Below are 21,080 nucleotides of genomic sequence, written 5' to 3'. Positions count from 1 at the left end.
CGCACGAGGCACCGGCCAAGGTTCATGGGCCGTGCGACGCGTGAACGGAGTTCGAAATCCCGGCGCGTGTGCTCCTGGTCTCCCCGGCGGCCCTCGAAATCGGGCCAGCGCCGCGGACTGTTCGCTCACGATTTTGTGATAGTTGCGACGAAGAGTTGAGACTGATTGGTTCTTTTTTAACAAACTCAGTGGATGAATTGTGCCGTTGAGCCGAAGTTGATGTTTTGTATTTATCAAATGCAACATCTAAGCCGGCCCTCACGGGCTGGCGACCGGCCGTCGGCTTCAGGCATGAGGATGTCAATGTTAGGGGCTGGCCTTCGCGCGACACTGGACGCTCTCGATCGATCACAGGGGCGGATCGAATTCGGTATGGACGGAACGATCCAGGATGCGAACCAGATCTTCCTCGACCTCGTCGGCTACACCTTCGACGAGGTTCGGGGCCGGCCTCACAGCCAGTTCGTTCCGCCCGAGGAGCGTGAGTCGCCCGCCTACCGGCAGTTCTGGGACTGCCTGCGCCGCGGCCAGTTCCAGGCGCGAGACTTCTGCCGGGTCACAAAGGACGGGCGCCGGATCTGGATCCAGGCGAGCTACAACCCGATCTTCGACCGGCGCGGACAGCCGATCAAGGTGGTCAAGTTCGCCACCGACATCACGGCCCAGACCGAACGGAACGCGGCCTATTCGGGGCAGATCGCGGCGATCAACCGCTCGCAGGCGGTGATCCACTTCACGCCGGACGGCATCGTCACCGACGCCAACCAGAACTTCCTCGACACCCTCGGCTACCGCCTCGAAGAGATCCAGGGACGCCACCACAGCCAGTTCGTGGCGTCGGAAGACCGGAATACGCCCGCCTATGCGGCGTTCTGGACGGCGCTGGCGGGTGGCGCCTATCAGGCCGGCGAGTTCCGTCGCATGGCGAAGGGCGGCCGCGAGGTGTGGATCTACGGCGCCTACAATCCTGTGCTGGGCGCAGACGGGCGGGTGCTCGCCGTGGTGAAGTTCGCCAGCGACGTCACCGCCCAGGTGGCCGACCGCCTTCGGCGGCTCCAGGGTCAGCAGGTGATCGACCAGGATCTCGGCCTGATCACGGGGTCCATCTCCGACGTCAGCCATCAGGCCACGCTCACGGCGCAGGCGGCGGCCCAGACCTCCGGCAACGTGCAGGCGGTGGCGGCCGGCGCCGAGGAATTCTCGGCGTCGATCGAAGAGTTGAGCCGTCACGCCGTCGAGGCGAAGGCCTCCTCCGACGAGGCGGTGGTCCGGGCCGAGGAGGCCTCCGGCATCGTCGCGGGCCTGACCTCGGCGGCCGACAAGATCGGCGAGGTGATCTCGGTCATCCGCTCGATCGCCGACCAGACCAACCTGCTGGCGTTGAACGCCACCATCGAGGCGGCCCGGGCCGGCGAGGCGGGGCGCGGCTTCGCGGTCGTCGCCGCGGAGGTGAAGGCCCTGGCCAACCAGTCCTCCCGGGCCACCGAGGAGATCGGGACGCAGATCGCGGCGGTGCAGAATTCCACCAATCAGGCGGTCAGCGCGATCGAAGCCATCGCCCGGACGATCGGCCATCTCAGCGAGATCTCGCTCAGCGTCTCGTCGGCGGTGACCGAGCAGGCCGCGGTGACCCGCGACATGTCCGTCAACATGCAGACCGCGGCCCGGAGCGTCGAGGTCGTGAGCCAGAACATGGACGGGATCGCCGCGGCCGCGATCGACGTCGATGCCTCTGTGCGCAAGGTGGGCGCCGCGGCCCGCGCCCTCGCCTGACCGGCGGATCGCGCGCGGCGCGCCCCTTCAATCCGGCCGATGCGCGGCCCCGGGCTGCATCATCGAGGGTTCGGAGGCCGAGCCCCGAACCCGGCCGCGCAGGGCCGGCGGCGTCCCGGCCCGTCCGGCTTCGCGCCGGTCGAGGCCGGGCACGACGCGCTCGGTGAGATCCACGCAGCGGCCGACCAACCACGTCATCCAGTTCATCGCGAAGCTCCCAACCGTGACCTGTCTGGATAGATCGGGTGCCGCATCCCCAAAGCGAGGGGGCAGGCGGGATTTTTCCGCGCCTGGTTCCGGGGCGGTGCGGGGGCTGCGCCCGGTCGAGAGGGCATCGCACGCCAGACCCCGATCCGACGGCGGGCGGATCGATGCTTCGCCCGGGCGCCGCCTCAGTCGAGGTCCTGCAGGTGGCGGGCGGCGATGACGGACGCGGCGGTGCGGTTCTCGACGCCGAGTTTCTCGTAGATGCCCTCCAGGTGCTTCGTCACCGTGCGGGGACTGAGCCCCAGGATCTCGCCGATGTCGCGGCTCGACTTGCCGCGCGAGAGCCAGAGCAGCACCTCCGCCTCGCGGCCGGTGACGCGCAGGCGCTGGCGCAGGCGCTCCAGCCCCGCCTCCGTGCCGTCCCGCGACAGGCGCAGCAGGATCTCGTCGCCGGTGCCGCCGATGAAGCTCAGGGCATAGGCCGTGCCCGCGCGGTCGGCGAGCGTCAGGGCCGGCGCGCCGGTGCCGGTCAGACAGGTCCGCAGCCAGGCGGCGCCCTGCGGCGGCAGGCTCAAGGGGGCGCCGGGCTCGGTGAAGCCGCCGAGCAGGCGGGCGGCCTGGGGCGTGCCCCACAGGACGGCGCCGTCGCGGTCCACCGCGAACAGGGTGCGGCCGGTGGTGTCGAGGGCGGCCCGGGCGCTCTGGGCCGCACGGGCACCCGCGAGGTGGACCCGGATGCGGGCCAGGATCTCGTCCGGCGCGATCGGCTTCGTGACGTAGTCGACGCCTCCCGCCTCCAGGCCCTTCACGATGTGCTCGGTCTCCGACAGCCCGGTCATGAAGATGACGGGGACATGGGCGAGGTGGCCCTTGGCCTTCAGGCGGCGGCAGGTCTCGAAACCGTCCATGCCCGGCATCATCGCGTCGAGCAGGATCACGTCCGGGGTGATCTCGTCGACCAGGGCCAGGGCGAGGTCGCCGGCCACCGCCACCAGGACGGTGGCGCCCGAGCGCTCGATCGCCTCGGTGAGAAAGCTCAGGGTCTCGGGGGAATCGTCGACCACGAGCACGGTGTCGCGCTGCGCCTCAGCCATTGGCGGCCGGCTCCAGCAATCCCTCGATCACCGCCCGGGCGCGGCGCAGGTCGAAGGCCGCGGTGAGTTCGCGCATCTGGGCGATGAAGGCCGTCGGCGCCGCGGGGCCATCCGCCATCTCGGCGAGCTTCGCCTCGATCCCGCGGACGTGGCCGATGCGCACGAGGCGCAGGAGGTCGGCGAGGTGCTCCGGGAGCGGGTCCGGCGAATCGGGTACGGGCGAGCCCGATCCGGAGGTCGGCGGCGCGGGGGCCTCCGCCGCCGTCCAGTCGAGCCCCAGGAGGCCGGTGACGCATTCGAGGAAGTCGCGCAGGTCGAAGGGCTTGGCGATGATCGCGTCGTGGGGGGCGTCGCTGCCGCGCGACGGGCTGATCTCGTGCACGTTGGCCGACATCATGGCGATGCGGGCGGTGTGGCCGGCCTCCCGCAGGGCCTTCGCCAGCACCCAGCCGCTCATGCCCGGCATGGCGATGTCGAGGAGGAACAGGTCCGGCGGGCACGTCGCGGCCAACGCCAGGCAGGCCGGGCCGTCGCCGGCCTCAAGCACCACGAGGCCGAGGGGCTCGAGGATGTCGCGCATCAGGCCGCGATGGGCGGCATCGTCGTCGGCGACCAGGATAGTGCGCCGCGCGCCCGTATAGCTCCGGGCCGGGGCGCTGGCCTGCGCCAGCACGGGCTTCGGGCGCGCCACCGAGGCGAGCATCAGGCGGACGCGAAAGCGCGTGCCGCGCCCGACCTCGCTCTCCACCGTGATCTCGCCGCCCATCACCTGGGCCAGCAGGTGCGCGATGGTGAGGCCGAGGCCGGTGCCGGGGGTCGACCGGGCCGCGGCGAGCGAGCCGCGCTCGAACGGCTCGAAGATGCGCTCCAGATCGTCCGGGCGGATGCCGAGGCCGGTGTCGCTGATCGTGAACACCGCGATCTGGCTGCGGTAGGTCAGGTCCAGGGTCACCGTGCCACTGGGCGTGAACTTGATCGCGTTCGACAGGAGGTTGAGCAGGATCTGGCGCAGGCGCTTCTCGTCGGTCGCGACCACCGCCGGCAGGGTCTCGGGCCGGGTGAAGCGGAACGCCAGGGCGGCGCCCTGCGCCTGGAGGCGGATCATGTCGACGATCTGGTCCAGGAAGTCGGCGAGCCGGACCTCGTTGCGGTGGATCTGGAGGCGCCCGGCCTCCATCCGGGAGATGTCGAGGAGGCCGTCGATCAGGCCGGAGAGGTGCTGGGCCGAGCGCCGGATCACCCGGATTCCGTTCTGGCGCGGGGCCGGGATCGAGGGATCGCCCTCCAGCAGTTGCGCGTAGCCGAGCACCGCGTTCAGCGGGGTGCGCAATTCATGGCTGATGCCGACCACGTAGCGGCTCTTGGCGAGGTTGGCGGCCTCCGCGATCTCCTTGGCCTGCTGCAGCTTGGCGTCCGTGACCTTATGGGCCTCGATCTCGGCCTGGTAGAGCCCGGTCTGCCGGGCGGTCTCCTCCAGGGCGACCCGGCGGCTCTCCTGGGCCAGCACGAACAGCCAGGCGACGATGCCCAGGATGACGATGAGGATCAGGAACACGCTGGTCAGCGCCGCGCCCAGCACCTCGCGGTGCTCGGGATGCTCGGCGCTCGCCCCCGCGTGCACGATGCCGAGGATCAGCCCGATCGCCGCCACCAGGGTGAGCATGAGGGCGAGGTAGCGGCCCAGCGGCGCGCCGATCCAGGCGGCGGTGCGGGCCGGGGCGACGCGCGCGAGCAGGTCCTGCGCCTGGGCCTCCAGGCGCCCGTGCGGCTTGCAGAGATCGCCGCAGCGGGCGTCCAGGGAACAGCAGAGCGAGCAGATCGGCCCGGCATAGGCGGGGCAGTGGGCCATGTCCTCCGGCTCGAACGGGTGCTCGCAGACCCGGCAGGTGATCTCGCTCGCCCCCTGCCAATCCGTCCGCGGGGTGCGGGCGAGGTAGTAGCGCCCGCCGGTGGCCAGGGCGATGGCGGGTGCGCCGAGACAGGCCACGGCCAGCGCCAGCATCGGCGCGAAAGGCACGGCGAGCCCGCCGAGCCAGCCCGCATGGGCCGCGAACCCGGTCAGGATCGCCAGCGCCATGGCGCCGGTGCCGACGGGGTTGATCGCGTAGAGGTGGGCGCGCTTGAACTCGATGCCGGGCGGCGACAGGCCGAAGGGCTTGTTGATGGCCAGATCCGCCGCCAGCGCCCCGACCCAGGCCGAGACCACCACGGCGTAGAGCGACAGGGTGCTGACGATGGTCTTGTCGATGCCGAGCTCCATCAGCAGGAGCGCGATGGCGACGTTGAAGACGAGCCAGACCACGCGACCCGGATGGCTGTGGGTCAGGCGCGAGAAGAAGTTCGACCAGGCGATGGAGCCCGCATAGGCGTTGGTGACGTTGATCTTGAGCTGCGAGACCACGACGAACAGCGTCATCAGGGCGACGGCGCCGAATCCCGAGGGCACCACGTAGCCGAAGGCGACCGCGTACATCCGCGTCGGCTCCCCGGCATGCTCGGCGGGCACGCCGTGCGCGAGGGCGAGGACGGCCAGGAACGAGCCGAGCAGGATCTTGAGCATCCCGGGCAGGATCCAGCCGCCGCCGGCGCCCAGCACCGCCGCCCACCAGCGCCCGGCACGGCCGGGCTCGCGCACGGGCACGAAGCGCAGGAAGTCGACCTGCTCGCCGACCTGGGCCAGCAGCGCCAGGAGGATGCCGGAGGCGACGCCGAAGCGGGGCCAGTCGAACCCGCCGATGCCGTCCGCCCCCGGATGCCCGAGCCAGGCCGAGACCGGCGCGTCACCGGCCCAGGCGATGCAGGCCAGGGGTAGCAGGTTGAGGACGATCCAGACCGGCTGCGTCCAGAGCTGGAAGCGGCTGATCATCGCGATGCCGTAGATCACCAGCGGGATCACCGCGAGCGCGCTGACGAGGTAGCCGAGGCTCGGCGGCAGCCCGAAGCAGAGCTCGAGGGCCAGCGCCATGATCGCCGCCTCGATGGCGAGGAACAGGAAGGTGAAGCTCGCATAGATCAGCGAGGTCACCGTCGAGCCGATATAGCCGAACCCGGCCCCCCGGGTGAGGAGGTCGATGTCGACGCCGTAGCGGGCGGCGTAGAGGCTGATCGGCGTCGCGGTGGCGAAGATGATCGCGCCGACGACGAGGAGGGCCGCCAGGGTGTTGGTGAAGCCGACGGTGAGCACCAGGGTGCCGCCGATCGCCTCCAGGGCCAGGAACGAGAGCGAGCCCAGGGCGGTCTGGGCGACCCGGAAGCCCGACCAGCGCCGCGCCTTCTTGGCGGTGAAGCGTAGCGCATAGTCTTCCAGCGTCTCGTCGGCCACGAGGCGGTTGTAGTCGCGCCGGATCGGCAGGATACGCTGGTGTTCGGTCATCGTGTGGCGCGGACGGTATCATGCGGCGCGGGGTCTGGCGCGGCATCCCGGCGCGTCCAAGACCGCGGCGCTCCGTCGTCCCCAGCTTAGCAAGGACCGTGCCCCGTCGATCGCGGTGCCATGGCGAAGCGCGCCCCGGTCCGGCGGGCGGCGCGGCGATCGGACCCGGGACTCGCGGGCAGTTCGCCAGCATGGGCCAGTGCGCCGGGCACCGACATACGCAAAACAGCGTATAGGCCGCACGACACGACGCGGCCTAGCCTTTGCGTCATCGATCCACGGCCATCCGACCGGCCGTGCGACGAGGATCAGGGGTTTTGGGCACGATGGCAGAGGACAAGGGCAACGGCCTGCAATCGGCGCTGCGGCGCAGGCTTCTCATGGGTCTGGCCGGCGCTCCGGCGATCGCCTTGATGCCGCGCATGAGCTTCGCGGCGGCACCGCCGACCTCGGCGGTGAACACCACCGGCCTCGCGGTGACCGATACCGAGGTCACGGTGGGGATCCTGCACTCGGCCACCGGCACGATGGCGATCTCCGAGACCGGTTCGATCCAGGCCGAGAAGCTCGCGATCTCGCAGATCAACGAGATGGGCGGCGTGCTCGGCCGCAAGATCAAGGTCATCCAGGAGGACGGCGCCTCCGACTGGCCGACCTTCGCCGAGAAGGCCAAGAAGCTTCTCGTCAACGACCATTGCGCGGCCGTGATGGGCTGCTGGACCTCCGCCTCGCGCAAGGCCGCGCTGCCGGTGTTCGAGCAGTACAACGGTCTCCTGTACTACCCGACCTTCTACGAGGGCCTGGAGCAGTCCAAGAACGTCTTCTACACCGGCCAGGAGGCCACGCAGCAGATCCTCGAATCGCTGAACTGGGTCACGAAGGAGAAAAAGGCCAAGACGTTCTTCTTCATCGGCTCGGATTACATCTGGCCGCGGACTTCGAACAAGATCGCCCGCAAGCACATCGAGAACGTTCTCAAGACCAAGGTCGTCGGCGAGGAATATTTCCCGCTCGGCCACACGCAGTTCAACTCGGTGATCAACAAGCTCAAGCTCACCAAGCCGGACGTGATCTTCACCGACGTCGTCGGCGGCTCGAACGTGGCGTTCTACAAGCAGCTCAAGGCGGCCGGCATCGACCTCTCGAAGCAGACCCTGCTGACGATCTCGGTCACCGAGGACGAGGTCGACGGCATCGGCGGCGACAACATCGCCGGCGCCTATTCCTGCATGAAGTACTTCCAGTCCCTGAAGAACCCGAACAACGAGAAGTTCGTCGCCGCCTTCCACAAGATGTGGGGCGAGAAGACCGTCATCGGCGACGTGACCCAGGCCGCCTATCTCGGCCCCTTCCTGTGGAAGATGGCCTGTGAGAAGGCCGGCTCCTTCGACGTCGACAAGGTGGTGGCAGCCTCGCCCGGCATCGAGTTCAAGGAAGCCCCGGAAGGCTACGTCAAGATCCACCCGAACCATCACCTCTGGTCGAAGACCCGCGTCGCCAAGGCGCTGCCGACCGGCCAGTTCGAGGTGGTCTACGAGAGCCCCGACCTGATCGAGCCGAACCCCTTCCCCAAGGGCTACCAGTAGGCTCGCGCGACGACCATCGCGACGCGCCCTCCTCCCCCCTTGCGAGGAGGAGTTGGAGGTGAAGGCGGCTCCGCGAGCCTCCGAAGCGGGAGGGTCATCCAGCCACCCCCACCCCTGGCCCCTCCCCGCAAGGGGGAGGGGAAAGTCTGCGGCCCGGATCGGCCCGATGCTTGCACGACCCGCGCGGCATCCTTCGGAGAACGAACCCATGTTCGGTGATTATTCGCTCGGGGATCTCAGCTCGATCTTCGTGATGCAGGGCTTCGCCGGGCTGATCCTGTTCTCGGTCTACGTCCTGATGGCCCTCGGGCTGGCGATCATCTTCGGCCAGATGGGGGTGATCAACATGGCCCACGGGGAGTTCATGATCCTCGGCGCCTACATGACCTATCTCTGCTCGGGCTTCTTCCAGACCCACCTGCCCGCCCTGTTCCCGGCCTACTTCTTCGTGGCGATGGCGCTGGCCTTCCTGGCCTCGGGCGCCCTGGGCATGCTGGTGGAATGGGCGCTGATCCGCCACCTCTACAAGCGTCCGCTCGACACGCTGCTGGCCACCTGGGGCCTCTCGCTGATCCTGCAGCAGGCCTACCGCTCGATCTTCGGCGCCCGCGAGGTCGGCGTGGAGCTGCCGTCCTGGCTGATCGGCTCCGTGCAGGTCACCGACACCATCGAGATCCCGATCAACGGCATGTTCGTCATGGCCGTCACCACCCTGATCACCCTCGGCGTCGCGATCCTGATGTACCGCTCGCGCTTCGGCGCCCAGGTCCGCGCCGTGGTGCAGAACCGCCCGATGGCCGGTGCCGTCGGCATCGACACCGAGAAGGTCGACCGCCTCACCTTCGGCCTCGGCTGCGGCATCGCGGGCATCGCGGGCTCGGCCTTCACCATGGTGGGCTCCACGGGGCCGACCTCGGGCCAGCTCTACATCGTCGACACCTTCCTGATCGTGGTCTTCGGCGGCGCCGCCTCGCTGCTCGGCACCATCGCCTCGGCCTTCTCGATCTCGCAGACGCAGTCGACCCTCGAATTCTTCCTCTCGGGCTCCACCGCGAAGGTGATCACGCTGCTGGCCGTGGTCGGCATCCTGATGCTGCGGCCCCAGGGCCTCTTCACCCTCAAGGTCCGGCGCTGAGGAGCCTGAACATGACCCGCTCCAAAACCCCCGTCGTCAACGACAACCCGTTCATGAAGCCCATGGAATGGGTGAGCCTCGCGCTCCTCGTCGCGGTGATCTTCGTCGTGCTGCCGATGCTGCTCGACGCCTTCCGCCTCAACCTCGTCGGCAAGTACCTGACCTACTCCTTCGTGGCGCTGGGCCTCGTCATCTGCTGGGGCTTCGGCGGCATCCTGTCCCTCGGCCAGGGCGTGTTCTTCGGCCTCGGCGGCTACCTCATGGCGATGTATCTCAAGCTGGAGGCCTCCAGCGTCGAGAACACGAAGATCCAGTCGACGCCGGGCATCCCCGACTTCATGGACTGGAACCAGATCACCGAGCTGCCCTGGTTCTGGAAGCCGTTCGCCAGCCTGCCCTTCACGATCATCGCCGTGATCGTGGTGCCGGCGTTCTTCGCCTTCGTCATCGGCACGGCGATGTTCCGCCGGCGCGTCGGCGGCACCTACTTCGCCATCATCACCCAGGCCATCGCCGCGATCCTGACGATCCTCATCGTCGGCCAGCAGGGCTATACCGGCGGCATCAACGGCATCACCGACCTGCGCACGCTCCACGGCTGGGACATCCGAACCGACAGCGCCCACAACCTCCTCTACTTCGTCAATGGGGGCCTGCTCGTCGGCTGCATCCTGTTCGCGCAGGCCGTGAAGAAGTCGAAGCTCGGGCGCATCCTGCTCGCCATGCGCGACAAGGAGGACCGGGTTCGGTTCTCGGGCTACCAGGTCGCGAGCTTCAAGACCTTCGCGTTCTGCCTCGCCGCCGTCTTCGCCGCCATCGGGGGCGCGATGTTCACCCTCCAGGTCGGGTTCATGTCCCCGTCCTTCGTCGGTATCGTGCCGTCGATCGAGATGGTGATCTACGCCGCCGTCGGCGGGCGCCTGTCGCTGTTCGGGGCCGTCTGGGGCACGCTCCTCGTCAACTGGGCCAAGACCAGCTTCTCGGAAAGCTTCCCCGAACTCTGGCTGTTCGGTCTCGGCGCCCTGTTCATCGCCGTGGTGCTGGCCTTCCCGAACGGCCTGGCGGGCATCTACAGCACCTACGTGGAGCCCCGCCTGACCCGGCGCGTGAAGGCCCTGGAGCCCGCCCCCGCCGTCGCCCTGCCCCACGGCACCCCGGCCGAGTAGGATCACCGATGAACGCCGCTCTCCTGCCCTCGCACATCATCGGCGCCGATCCGGCCGAGAAGAACTTCCTCCTGGCGGTGGAATCCCTCACCGTCTCCTTCGACGGCTTCAAGGCGGTCAACGACGTCTCGTTCTACGTCGACCCCAACGAGATCCGCGTCATCATCGGCCCCAACGGTGCCGGCAAGACCACGGTGCTCGATCTCATCTGCGGGCGCACCAAGGCCAGCTCCGGCTCGATCAAGTACAAGGGCCAGGAGCTGACCAAGCTCTCCGAGAGCGCCATCGTGCTCGCCGGTGTCGGCCGCAAGTTCCAGACGCCGTCGATCTACGACGACCTCACGGTGTTCGAGAACCTCGAGATCTCGTTCCCGCGCGGCCGCTCGGTCTTCGGGGCGCTCACCTTCAAGCGCGACGCCGAGGTCCGCGACCGGATCGAGGAGGTCGCCAGCATGATCTTCCTGAAGGACCAGCTCCTCGAACGGGCCGAGTTCCTCAGCCACGGCCAGAAGCAATGGCTCGAGATCGGCATGTTGCTGATCCAGGACCCGGAACTCCTCATGCTCGACGAGCCGGTGGCCGGCATGAGCGTCGGCGAGCGCATCAAGACCGCCGAACTCCTCAACGAGATCATCAAGGGCCGCTCGGTGCTGGTCATCGAGCACGACATGAAGTTCGTCGAGGACATCGCCCACCGGGTCACGGTGCTGCACCAGGGCAAGGTCCTGTCGGAGGGATCGATGGAGCGGGTCAAGAACGACCCCAAGGTCATCGAAGTCTATCTCGGCCACTGACGTCACAGACGGGATCGCGCCATGCTCCAGACCACGACTGCCCCGTCGTCCGTGCCGCCGGTTCAGGCCGGCCTCCAGCCGATGCTGGCGATCAGCGACCTGCACGCGGCCTACGGCCAGAGCGAGGTGCTGCACGGCCTCGACATCGCGGTGGCGCCCGGCGAGATCGTCGCCGTGATGGGCCGCAACGGCATGGGCAAGACCACGCTGATGAAGACCCTGATGGGCATCGTGCCGGTCAAGTCCGGCTCGATCCGGGTCGACGGCGACGAGGTCGGCGGCCTCAAGAGTCACCAGCGCGTCGCCAAGGGCCTCGCCTACGTGCCCCAGGGCCGGATGATCTTCTCGGCGATGACCGTGCAGGAGAACATCGAGACCGGGCTGACCGTGACCAACGAGCGCCGAGTGCCGCAGGAGCTCTACACGATGTTCCCGGTCCTGCTGGAGATGAAGGGCCGGCGCGGCGGCAACCTCTCGGGCGGCCAGCAGCAGCAACTCGCCATCGCCCGGGCGCTGGCGAGCCGGCCGAAGGTGCTCCTGCTCGACGAGCCCACCGAGGGCATCCAGCCCTCGATCATCCGCGAGATGGGCCGCACCCTGAAGAAGATCCGCGACGCGCGCGGCCTCTCCATCGTCGTCTCCGAGCAGGTGCTGAGCTTCGCCCTCGATGTCGCCGACCGGGTGCTGGTGATCGAGAACGGGTCGATCGTCCACGAGAGCCTGCGCGCCGACATCGACGAGGCCCAGGTCGCCCGCTTCCTCTCCGTCTGAGGCGGGGCGCTTTTCCCCTCCCCCTCGCGGGGAGGGGTTGGGGGTGGGGGTGGCGCAGGAGGCAACGCGCCGCTCGATCCTGCACCACCCCCACCTCCGGCTCCTCTCCGCACGGGGGAGGAGAGCGCGTTCCTGCACGCGCGGCACTTGAGGCTTTCACGAGAGCGGCCGGGCAGCGCCGGACACGCGACCCGAGCGGCTGCCCACCCACCAGAGGAGCGCGAAACATGCCCGAGACCCTGATCAAGGTCGATCTGACCCAATCGGCCTACGACAACGACATGGTGCACAATCGCTGGCACCCCGACATCCCCATGGTGGCGATGGTCAAGCCCGGCGACGACTTCATCGTCGAGACCTACGACTGGACCGGCGGCTTCATCAAGAACAACGATTCGGCCGACGACGTGCGCGACATCGACCTGTCGATCGTGCACTTCCTCTCCGGGCCGATCGGCGTCGAGGGCGCCGAGCCCGGCGACCTCCTGGTGGTCGACCTCCTCGACATCGGCGCGAAGCCCGAGAGCCAGTGGGGCTTCAACGGCTTCTTTTCCAAGAAGAACGGCGGCGGCTTCCTCGACGAGCACTTCCCCCAGGCCCAGAAGTCGATCTGGGACTTCGAGGGCATGTTCACCAAGTCGCGCCACATCCCCGGCGTGCGCTTCCCCGGCCTGATCCATCCCGGCCTGATCGGCTGCCTGCCCGATCCGAAGATGCTGGAGACCTGGAACACCCGCGAGAAGGCGCTGTTCGACACCGACCCCAACCGGGTGCCGGCGCTGGCCACCCTTCCCTTCGCGCCCACCGCCCATATGGGCCGGCTCAAGGGCGAGGGCCGCGACAAGGCCGCAGCCGAGGGCGCCCGCACGGTGCCGGGGCGCGAGCACGGCGGCAATTGCGACATCAAGGACCTGTCGCGCGGCTCGAAGATCTACTTCCCGGTCTACGTGCCGGGTGCGGGCCTCTCCATGGGCGACCTGCATTTCAGCCAGGGCGACGGCGAGATCACCTTCTGCGGCGCAATCGAGATGGCGGGCTGGGTCCACCTCAAGGTCAGCCTGATCAAGGACGGCATGGCCAAGTACGGGATCAAGAACCCGATCTTCAAGCCGTCGCCGATCACGCCGAAGTTCGACGATCATCTCATCTTCGAGGGCGTTTCCGTCGACGAGTACGGCAAGCAGCACTACCTCGACGTGACGGTGGCCTACCGCCAGGCCTGCCTCAACGCGATCGAGTACCTGAAGAAGTTCGGCTACTCGGGCGCCCAGGCCTACTCGATCCTCGGCACCGCGCCGGTCCAGGGTCACATCTCGGGTGTCGTCGACATCCCGAACGCCTGCGCCACCCTCTGGATCCCGACGAAGATCTTCGACTTCGACATCAATCCCGGTGCCGACGGACCGACGAAGTTCCTCGACGGCTCGATCCAGATGCCGCTGTCGCCGGACCTCTGAGCATGCCGGTCTATGATTACGCTTGCGACGCCTGCGGGCCCTTCACCGTGCTGCGCCCGATGGCGCAGTTCCGCGATCCGCACGACTGCCCCGATTGCGGGACGTCCTGCGGCCGCGCCTTCCTCACCGCGCCGAACCTCGCCTCCATGGATGCGGGCCGGCGCAAGGCGCACGCGACGAACGAGCGGAGCCAGCACGCGCCCCGCAAGTCCTCCGGGCACGGCCCCGGCTGCGGATGCTGCGGGACCAAGGCGAAGTCCGGCCCCGCGGCCGCCAAGAGCTTCCCGAACGCGCGGCCCTGGATGATCAGCCACTGACGACGTGAAAACCTCTCCCCTTCGCGGGAGAGGGTGGTCGCGGAGCGACCGGGAGCGGGGCGGCGCCGAGCTTTCCGAATGGGGCGGTGCTGCCCCTCTCCCGCCTGCTCCGCAGGCACCCTGCCCCGCTGAGGGGGGAGGGTTCGTAACCCCAAGGAGCACCCACGCCATGATGCACGGAGACATCTCGTCCAGCGCCGACAGCGTCGGCGTCGCGGTGGTGAACTACAAGATGCCCCGCCTGCACACGCGGGCGGAGGTGCTGGAGAACGCGAAGAAGATCGCCGACATGGTCGTGGGCATGAAGTCCGGCCTGCCCGGCATGGACCTCGTCATCTTCCCCGAATACTCGACTCACGGGATCATGTACGACGCTGCCGAGATGTACGAGACCGCCACCACGATCCCGGGGTCGGAAACCGACATCTTCGCCGACGCCTGCCGGAAGGCCAAGGTCTGGGGCGTGTTCTCGCTCACCGGCGAGCGCCACGAGGAGCACCCGAACAAGGCGCCCTACAACACCCTCATCCTGATGAACGACCAGGGCGAGATCGTGCAGAAGTACCGCAAGATCATGCCCTGGACGCCGATCGAGGGCTGGTACCCCGGCGACCGGACCTACGTCTCCGACGGCCCCAAGGGCCTCAAGGTCAGCCTCATCATCTGCGACGACGGCAACTACCCCGAGATCTGGCGCGACTGCGCCATGCGGGGGGCCGAGCTCATCATCCGCTGCCAGGGCTACATGTATCCGGCCAAGGAACAGCAGATCCTGATGTCGAAGGCGATGGCGTTCGCCAACAACACCTACGTGGCGGTGGCCAACGCCGCCGGCTTCGACGGGGTCTACACCTATTTCGGCCATTCGGCGGTGATCGGCTTCGACGGCCGCACCCTGGGCGAGTGCGGCGAGGAGGAGATGGGCATCCAGTACGCAGCCTTGTCGAAGTTCCTGATCCGCGATTCCCGCGCCCACGGGCAGTCGGAGAACCACCTCTTCAAGCTGCTCCACCGCGGCTATACCGGCATGATCGCCTCGAAGGAGAACCGGCACGGCCTCTCGGAATGCCCCTACGACTTCTACCGTCGCTGGATCGAGGACCCCGATGCCACCCGCGACGCCGTGCGGGCCATCACCCGCCAGAGCGTCGGCACCGAGGAATGCCCGATCGAGGGCATCCCCTTCGTCGGCAAGGGCGAGGCCCCGCCCGACCCGATGTGATCGTCCGTGTGACGCGCGCGCCACGCCCGCTTCGAATCGAGGGCCGGTTCCGCCGCCGCGGGGCCGGCCGACGCCGTTCTGCGTCGCGTTCCACCGTCATCCTTCGTTTGACCCGGGCGGGCGGCCCCTCTACCGCCCATGGCGAGACCGGCCGCTCCGGCCGCTGCCCCTGATCGAACCCCGGAAGGATGGACGTCGCGGCATGAGCCAGCCCGAGACCGACGCGCTCCTGCGCCGCGCCGAGGACCTGGAGCGGGAAGCCGCGCGACTGCGGGCCGAGGCGCGCCGGGCTGCCGGGTTGCCGGACGCCGCGGCGGAGGGTGAGGGGCGCGCGCCCGACCCGGTGCCGCACCGGCAGGCGATCCTCGACAGCACCACACGCTTCGCGATCATCGGGACGGACCGCGACGGGGTGGTGTCCGACTGGAACGCCGGGGCGGAGCGCATCTTCGGCTGGACCGCGGCCGACATCCGCGGCCGCGGCATCGCCCGCCTGTTCACCCACGAGGATCGGGCGATCGACCGGCCCGGGATCGAGATGCGCCTCGCCCTGGAGCGGGGCCGGGCCGATGACGAGCGCTGGCACCTGCGCGCCGACGGCTCCCGGTTCTGGGCCTCGGGCGAGATGATGCCCCTGCGGGACAGCGTCGGCACCCATATCGGCTACGTGAAGGTCGTGAGCGACCGCACTGCGGAACACCGGGCCGGGGACGCCCTGCAGAACGCGGAGATGCGCCTGCGGCGCGCCCAGGAGGCCGGCGGCATCGGCGTGTTCTCCGTGGGCATCGACGACGGCATCCTGCATCCGACCCCGGAATTCTGCCGCCTCTACGGCCTGCCCGAGGCCGCCAGCTACCCGGCCTCGGCCTTCGAGCGTCTGGTCATCCCGGCCGATTCGCACCTCGTCTCCTCGGCCGAGAGCCGCCGCCTGGGCGAGCCGCCGCGGGACGTGGAGTACCGCATCCGCCGCCCGGACACCGGCGCGCTGCGCTGGATCGCCCGTCGGGGCGAGATCGAGCGCGACGAGGCGGGGCGTCCGCTGCGGTTCTCCGGCGTCGCGCGCGACGTCACCGAGCAGCGCTCCGCCCGCGACGCCCTGGCCACCAGCGAGGCGCGCTACCGCGCCCTTTTCGAGGCCGTCGACGACGGCTTCTGCATCATCGAGTTCTTCGACGGGCCGCATGGACCCTGCAGCGACTACGTCCACGTGGAAGCCAATGCCGGCTACGAGCGCCATACCGGCATCCCCGACATCGTCGGGCGCACCCTGCGCGACCTCGCGCCGGACGAGGCCGAGGGCTGGCTCGAACTCTACGGCGGCGTCCTGCGCACGGGCACGTCGATCCGGTTCGAGCGGGCGTTCCCACTGGCCGATCGCCACATCGAGGTCTCCGCCGCCCGGATCGAGCCGGCGAGCCGGCGCCAGGTCTCGGTGCTGTTCCGGGACATCTCGGCCCGCCGGCAGGCGGAGGATGCCCTGCGCGCCAGCGAGGCCCTGGCCCGGGAGAACATCGAGCGGGTGCAGCTCGCGCTGGCGGCCGGCGCGATCATCGGCACCTGGCTCTGGGACCTGCCGACCGACCGATTCAGCGTCGACGAGGCCTTCGCCCGCAGCTTCGGCCTCGATCCCGCCGCCGGACGCGAGGGCCTCAGCCTCACCCAGGTCATCGAGACGGTGCATCCGGACGACCGCGCCGGCCTCGCCGAGGCGATCGAGGCCGCGATCCGCCGGGGCGGCGCCTACGCCCACCAGTACCGGACCCGGCGCGCCGACGGTCGCTACTACTGGCTCGAGGCCAACGGGCGGGTCGACCACGGCCCCGACGGCACCCCGCTGCGCTTTCCCGGCGTGCTCATCGACGTGGAGGAGCGCCGCGCCGGCGAGGCGGAACGCGAGCGCGTGACCGAGCAGCTGCGCAGCCTCAACGAGACGCTGGAGCAGCGCGTCGCCGAGCGCACGGCCGAGCTGATGCGGGCCGAGGAGGCCCTGCGCCAGTCCCAGAAGATGGAGGCGGTGGGCCAGCTCACCGGGGGCCTCGCCCACGACTTCAACAACATGCTGGCGGGCATCGTCGGCTCGCTGGAGCTGATGCAGACCCGGATGCTCCAGGGCCGGGTCGGCGACCTGGAGCGCTACATCGGCGCCGCGCAGGGGGCGGCGCGCCGGGCCGCGGCCCTGACGCACCGTCTCCTCGCCTTCTCGCGCCGCCAGACCCTGGCCCCGAAGCCCACCGACGTGAACCGCCTCGTCGAGGGCATGGAGGAGCTGGTGCGCCGCACGGTGGGGCCTGCGGTGTCGGTGGAGGTGGTGGGCGCGGCCGGCCTGTGGCCGACCCTCGTCGATCCGAGTCAGCTCGAGAACGCCCTGCTCAACCTCTGCATCAACGCCCGCGACGCCATGCCGGACGGCGGACGCATCGTGGTCGAGACCGGCAATCGCTGGATCGACCCGCGCGGCGCCCGCGAGCGCGACCTGGAGCCCGGCCAGTACGTCTCCCTCTGCGTCTCGGACAATGGGACGGGCATGACGCCGGACGTCGTCGCCAAGGCCTTCGATCCGTTCTTCACCACGAAGCCGCTGGGCGAAGGCACCGGCCTCGGCCTGTCGATGATCTACGGCTTTGCCAAGCAGTCGGGCGGCCAGGTGCGGATCTACTCCGAGCCCGGCGAGGGCACGATGGTCTGCATCTACCTGCCGCGCCATCTGGGCGAGGCGGTGGGGGTGGAGGCGGTGCCGGACCTGTCGGAGGCGGCCCGGGCGAAGGTCGGCGAGACGGTGCTGGTGGTCGACGACGAGCCCACGGTGCGGATGCTCGTCACCGAGGTGCTGGAGGATCTCGGCTATGCCGCGATCGAGGCGGCCGACGGTGCCTCGGGCCTCAAGGTGCTGCAATCCGACGTGCGCATCGACCTCCTCGTCACCGATGTCGGCCTGCCCGGCGGCATGAACGGCCGGCAGATGGCAGAGGCGGCGCTCGGGTCGCGACCCGGATTGAAGGTGCTTTTCATCACCGGCTACGCCGAGAACGCCGCCCTCAACCACGGTCATCTCGCGCCCGGCATGCAGATGCTGGTCAAGCCCTTCGCGCTCGAGGCCCTCGCCACCCGCATCCGTGGCCTGATCGAGGGAACGGGCTGAACCCGGGCGCGGACCGGCGGGGACGCCGGCCGTCGGGCCGAGCGGTCCCGGATCGCGCTGTCCCGGGCCGACCCGAACCCCTCCGCCGCCGCGGCATCCCCGCCGGAGCGGGCGCCGATCAGGCGGCCCGCACCGTCGAGAGGAAGCGGTGGACTTCGCCGCCGAGATGCTCCGACTGGCGCGAGAGTTCGCCGGCGGCGGCAAGAACCTGGCCCGCGGCGGCTCCTGTCTCCTCGGCCGCGCTCGCCACACCGGAGATGTTGCTCGTCACCTCGTTGGTGCCGATCGAGGCCTGCGAGACGTTGCGGACGATTTCCTGCGTCGCCGCGGCCTGCTGCTCGACCGAGGCCGCGATCGCCGCCGCCACGGCATTGATGTCGCGGATGCGTCCGGTGATCGAACCGATCGCCGTGACCGCCTGGCCGGTGGCGCCCTGGATATGGCCGATCTGCTGGGAGATCTCCTCGGTGGCCCGCGCCGTCTGGTTGGCGAGTTCCTTCACTTCCGCCGCGACCACGGCGAAGCCGCGGCCCGCCTCGCCGGCCCGCGCGGCCTCGATGGTGGCGTTGAGCGCCAGGAGGTTGGTCTGGCTGGCGATCGTCGAGATCAGGCTCACCACGTCGCCGATCCGGCTCACGGCGCCGCTGAGTTCCTGCACCAGGCCAGCCGTCGCGTCGGCCTCCGATACGGCGGACTGAGCGAGATTGGCCGAGCTCGAAACCTGACGGCCGATCTCCTGCACCGACGAGCCGAGTTCCTCGGCGGCCGCCGCCACGGTATTGACGTTGACCGAAGCCTCTTCCGCCGCGGCCGCCACCGTGGTGGATTGCGAAGCCGTCTGGGTCGCCGACGCCGTCATGGTCTGTGCCGTGGCCTGGAGTTCGGTGGCCGACGCGGAAACCATGCCGATGATTCCGCCCACGGCCTGCTCGAAATCTTCCGCCATCCGGCGCATGCCGATCTTGCGCTGCTCCTCGGCGCTCGCGCGTGCCGCGACGGTTTCCTCCTCGAGCTGGCGGGTGCGGATCAGGTTGGTCCGGAAGACTTCCACGGCGGTGGCCATCGCACCGAGCTCGTCGCGCCGGCCCATGGACGGAACGGTCGTCTCCGTGTCGCCGCTCGAGATGTGCTGCATGGCCCGGGTCATGCGCTCGATCGGACGGGCGACGCCGACGAAGGAGAAGATCATTGCGCCGACGGCCGTGACGATGCCGATGGCGAGCATGACGAGCGAGATATGGGTGGCCTCCGCCTGCTGCCGGCGCATGACCGCACCGGCGGCCTGGCCCCCCGCCACGTTGATGTCCACCAAGCGGCTGGCCGCATCGGCGACCGCCCGATAATTGGCGTGGTTTCCCTCACGGAAGAATTCCAGCGCCTCGTCCCTGTTGCTTTCCTTCAAGGAACGAAGTTTTCCCCAATCGGCCTTCAGGTTCGCCATCTTCGCGATCAGGTTGTCGTACGCTGCCTTTTCCTCCGGACCGCTGATCAGCGGCTTATAATCCTCGATCGCCTTGTTGCGCTCCTCGAGCAGATCTTGCGAGAGCTTGAAGTCGGCCTGCTCGATGGTGCTGTTGGGAGCTGTCAGATAGCGCAGCTGCGAGGTTCTGACCCTGAGCACCAGGCGGTTGATCTTGTGGGCCTGATCGATCGAAGGCATGCTGTTGGTGACCAGAGCTTCGGTGGTCGTCCCGATATCCTGGAGCTTGAGGAAGGTCATCAGGCCCTGCGCCGCCGAGATCGCGACGACGAAGCTGAAGAGGCCGATGAGGACTGTCTTGATTGGGAGGTTCATCGTCGAAATCCGGCGTGAGTGCGGCTCTTCCGAATTCATGGATGGGCGATATTAAATTATGATAAATCGTTCTCGTATCTATGTTTCGTGATGGCCTGCCGCTGAGCCGCGGGATTAATAACAGCGATGCCGTTCCTGGCCAGATGGCCCGTCGGGCGTGGCCGGTCAGGTCGCCGGGACGCGTGCCTCATCTCGGAGACCTCGAGGCCGGCCACTCTCCCGCGGTCGCGAGGGTCCGGTGCGCGGGACATCGCCGAAGCGGCGCAGGATCAAGCAGACGGATCGAGCGTGTCCGCTCTGCAGCGCGCTGCGCCGGCATCAGGGATGGATGGTCTCGATCTCATGCCGGGCGAAGGCATCTTGGAACGCCTCCGGCGGCGGCTTGTCCGTGACGATGCTCAGTTTCTCGGCAAGGCCGAAGGTGCAGAGATTGGCCTGGCGCCCGAACTTGTGGGAATCGGCGAGAAGGACGGCGCGGCGCGACTGTTCCCTCAGGGTTCGCCGAAGAACCGATTCGTGCTCCTCGTAATCCATCCAGCCATGATCGAGATCGCAGGCGGCGATCCCCATGAGGACGAGGTCGAAGAAGTAGCGCTGGGCATAGGCCACGGTCTCGTAGCCCACCAGCGCGTTGTCGTTGCTGCGCAGGGTGCCGGGCGTCAGGTTGATCCGCGCCGGCCCGCCGCCGAGATGCAGCGCCACGTCCACCGAATTGGTGGTGATCGTGAGGTTGCGGCCGGTGAGCCGCCGCGCCAGGGCCAGCGTGGTGGTCCCGGTGTCGATGAAGACCGACATGCCGTCCAGGATCAGGGCCTCCGCAAGAATCGCCACCCGTCCCTTCTCGCGGGTATTCAGCTTGCCGCGCTCCTGCAGCGGCCGCTCCTGGTCCAGACGCGGCGGCACCGCGCCCCCGTGGATGCGCCGGAGAAGGCCCCGTGCCTCGAGCACCTTCAGGTCGCGCCGGATGGTTTCTTCCGAGACCTTGAGGAAGAAGGCCACGTCCGCAACGCCGACCCGGCCCATCCCATGGAGGCGGGACAGAATTTCCTGGTGGCGATGATCTGTCAGCATGCGCGACGGCCGTCTTAGGGTTCATCGGATGATAACGACGATCCGGGTCCGCGGTCGCGCGGGAATGCGGATGCGGGAACCCGTATCCCATGCTCGTTTGCGTTGTAATGCAACCTTCGTATCGAATTTTGACCTGGGTTGAACTCTCAGCATGTGTGTCGGATCCGTCAGAAGTCACAT

The 21,080-nt window shown here is 68.7% G+C and carries 15 protein-coding genes; 10 read left to right on the top strand and 5 right to left on the bottom strand.

What is annotated here, in order from left to right; all coding sequences use genetic code 11:
- The first annotated feature begins 297 nt into the window (after positions 1-297).
- On the top strand, positions 298-1,773 hold the full coding sequence (locus AC0IWM_RS15860; protein ID WP_471756545.1) for a methyl-accepting chemotaxis protein: 1,476 nt from the start codon (positions 298-300) through the stop codon (positions 1,771-1,773).
- 27 nt (positions 1,774-1,800) lie between these two features.
- Here AC0IWM_RS15860 and AC0IWM_RS15855 read toward each other — a convergent pair whose 3' ends face one another.
- From AC0IWM_RS15855 to AC0IWM_RS15845, 3 genes are all read right to left on the bottom strand, one after another.
- Complete coding sequence (locus AC0IWM_RS15855) at positions 1,801-1,971, bottom strand: hypothetical protein (RefSeq protein WP_471756543.1); 171 nt, start codon at positions 1,969-1,971, stop codon at positions 1,801-1,803.
- A 194-nt stretch (positions 1,972-2,165) separates the two neighbouring features.
- On the bottom strand, positions 2,166-3,074 hold the full coding sequence (locus AC0IWM_RS15850; protein ID WP_471756541.1) for a response regulator: 909 nt from the start codon (positions 3,072-3,074) through the stop codon (positions 2,166-2,168).
- Positions 3,067-6,447: a hybrid sensor histidine kinase/response regulator gene (locus tag AC0IWM_RS15845; RefSeq protein WP_471756539.1), complete on the bottom strand. Its 3,381-nt coding sequence runs from the start codon at positions 6,445-6,447 to the stop codon at positions 3,067-3,069. Before AC0IWM_RS15845 ends, AC0IWM_RS15850 begins: the two co-directional genes overlap by 8 nt.
- Before the next feature lie 326 nt (positions 6,448-6,773).
- Here AC0IWM_RS15845 and urtA point away from each other — a divergent pair, with 326 nt between their 5' ends.
- The 9 genes from urtA (at position 6,774) to AC0IWM_RS15800 (ending at position 18,034) form a co-directional block, all read left to right on the top strand.
- A complete protein-coding gene (urtA, locus tag AC0IWM_RS15840) occupies positions 6,774-8,033 on the top strand; it encodes an urea ABC transporter substrate-binding protein (protein ID WP_056468834.1) in 1,260 nt (419 codons plus the stop codon).
- A 208-nt stretch (positions 8,034-8,241) separates the two neighbouring features.
- Complete coding sequence (gene urtB, locus AC0IWM_RS15835; protein WP_056468831.1) at positions 8,242-9,168, top strand: urea ABC transporter permease subunit UrtB; 927 nt, start codon at positions 8,242-8,244, stop codon at positions 9,166-9,168.
- A gap of 53 nt (positions 9,169-9,221) precedes the next feature.
- The gene (gene urtC / locus AC0IWM_RS15830; RefSeq protein ID WP_471756704.1) at positions 9,222-10,334 is read left to right on the top strand and encodes an urea ABC transporter permease subunit UrtC; all 1,113 of its coding nucleotides are present in this window, start codon (positions 9,222-9,224) and stop codon (positions 10,332-10,334) included.
- 8 nt (positions 10,335-10,342) lie between these two features.
- Positions 10,343-11,128, top strand: a complete 786-nt coding sequence (gene urtD / locus AC0IWM_RS15825) for an urea ABC transporter ATP-binding protein UrtD (protein ID WP_471756537.1) — start codon at positions 10,343-10,345, stop codon at positions 11,126-11,128.
- An 81-nt stretch (positions 11,129-11,209) separates the two neighbouring features.
- Entirely contained in the window at positions 11,210-11,899 is a 690-nt protein-coding gene (urtE, locus tag AC0IWM_RS15820; protein ID WP_471756702.1) for an urea ABC transporter ATP-binding subunit UrtE, read from the top strand.
- Between the two features lie 227 nt (positions 11,900-12,126).
- Complete coding sequence (fmdA, locus tag AC0IWM_RS15815; protein ID WP_471756535.1) at positions 12,127-13,356, top strand: formamidase; 1,230 nt, start codon at positions 12,127-12,129, stop codon at positions 13,354-13,356.
- Positions 13,357-13,358: 2 nt separating this feature from the next.
- Positions 13,359-13,673 (top strand): FmdB family zinc ribbon protein, encoded by a 315-nt coding sequence (locus tag AC0IWM_RS15810; protein ID WP_471756533.1) that lies wholly within the window; start codon positions 13,359-13,361, stop codon positions 13,671-13,673.
- Between the two features lie 169 nt (positions 13,674-13,842).
- Complete coding sequence (locus tag AC0IWM_RS15805) at positions 13,843-14,895, top strand: aliphatic amidase (protein WP_471756531.1); 1,053 nt, start codon at positions 13,843-13,845, stop codon at positions 14,893-14,895.
- 202 nt (positions 14,896-15,097) lie between these two features.
- A complete protein-coding gene (locus AC0IWM_RS15800) occupies positions 15,098-18,034 on the top strand; it encodes a PAS domain-containing hybrid sensor histidine kinase/response regulator (RefSeq protein ID WP_471756529.1) in 2,937 nt (978 codons plus the stop codon).
- 118 nt (positions 18,035-18,152) lie between these two features.
- Here the strand turns inward: AC0IWM_RS15800 and AC0IWM_RS15795 are convergent, their stop codons facing one another.
- Both AC0IWM_RS15795 and AC0IWM_RS15790 read right to left on the bottom strand, forming a co-directional pair.
- Positions 18,153-19,829, bottom strand: coding sequence for a methyl-accepting chemotaxis protein (locus tag AC0IWM_RS15795; RefSeq protein ID WP_471756527.1), 1,677 nt, complete (start codon positions 19,827-19,829; stop codon positions 18,153-18,155).
- 318 nt (positions 19,830-20,147) lie between these two features.
- The gene (locus AC0IWM_RS15790; protein WP_471756526.1) at positions 20,148-20,900 is read right to left on the bottom strand and encodes a DeoR/GlpR family DNA-binding transcription regulator; all 753 of its coding nucleotides are present in this window, start codon (positions 20,898-20,900) and stop codon (positions 20,148-20,150) included.
- Positions 20,901-21,080: the final 180 nt, after the last annotated feature.

It is taken from the genome of Methylobacterium sp. AC433 (assembly GCF_979253015.1).
The sequence above is the reverse complement of the archived record's forward strand: the minus strand, read 5'-3'. Positions and strand labels throughout refer to the sequence as shown.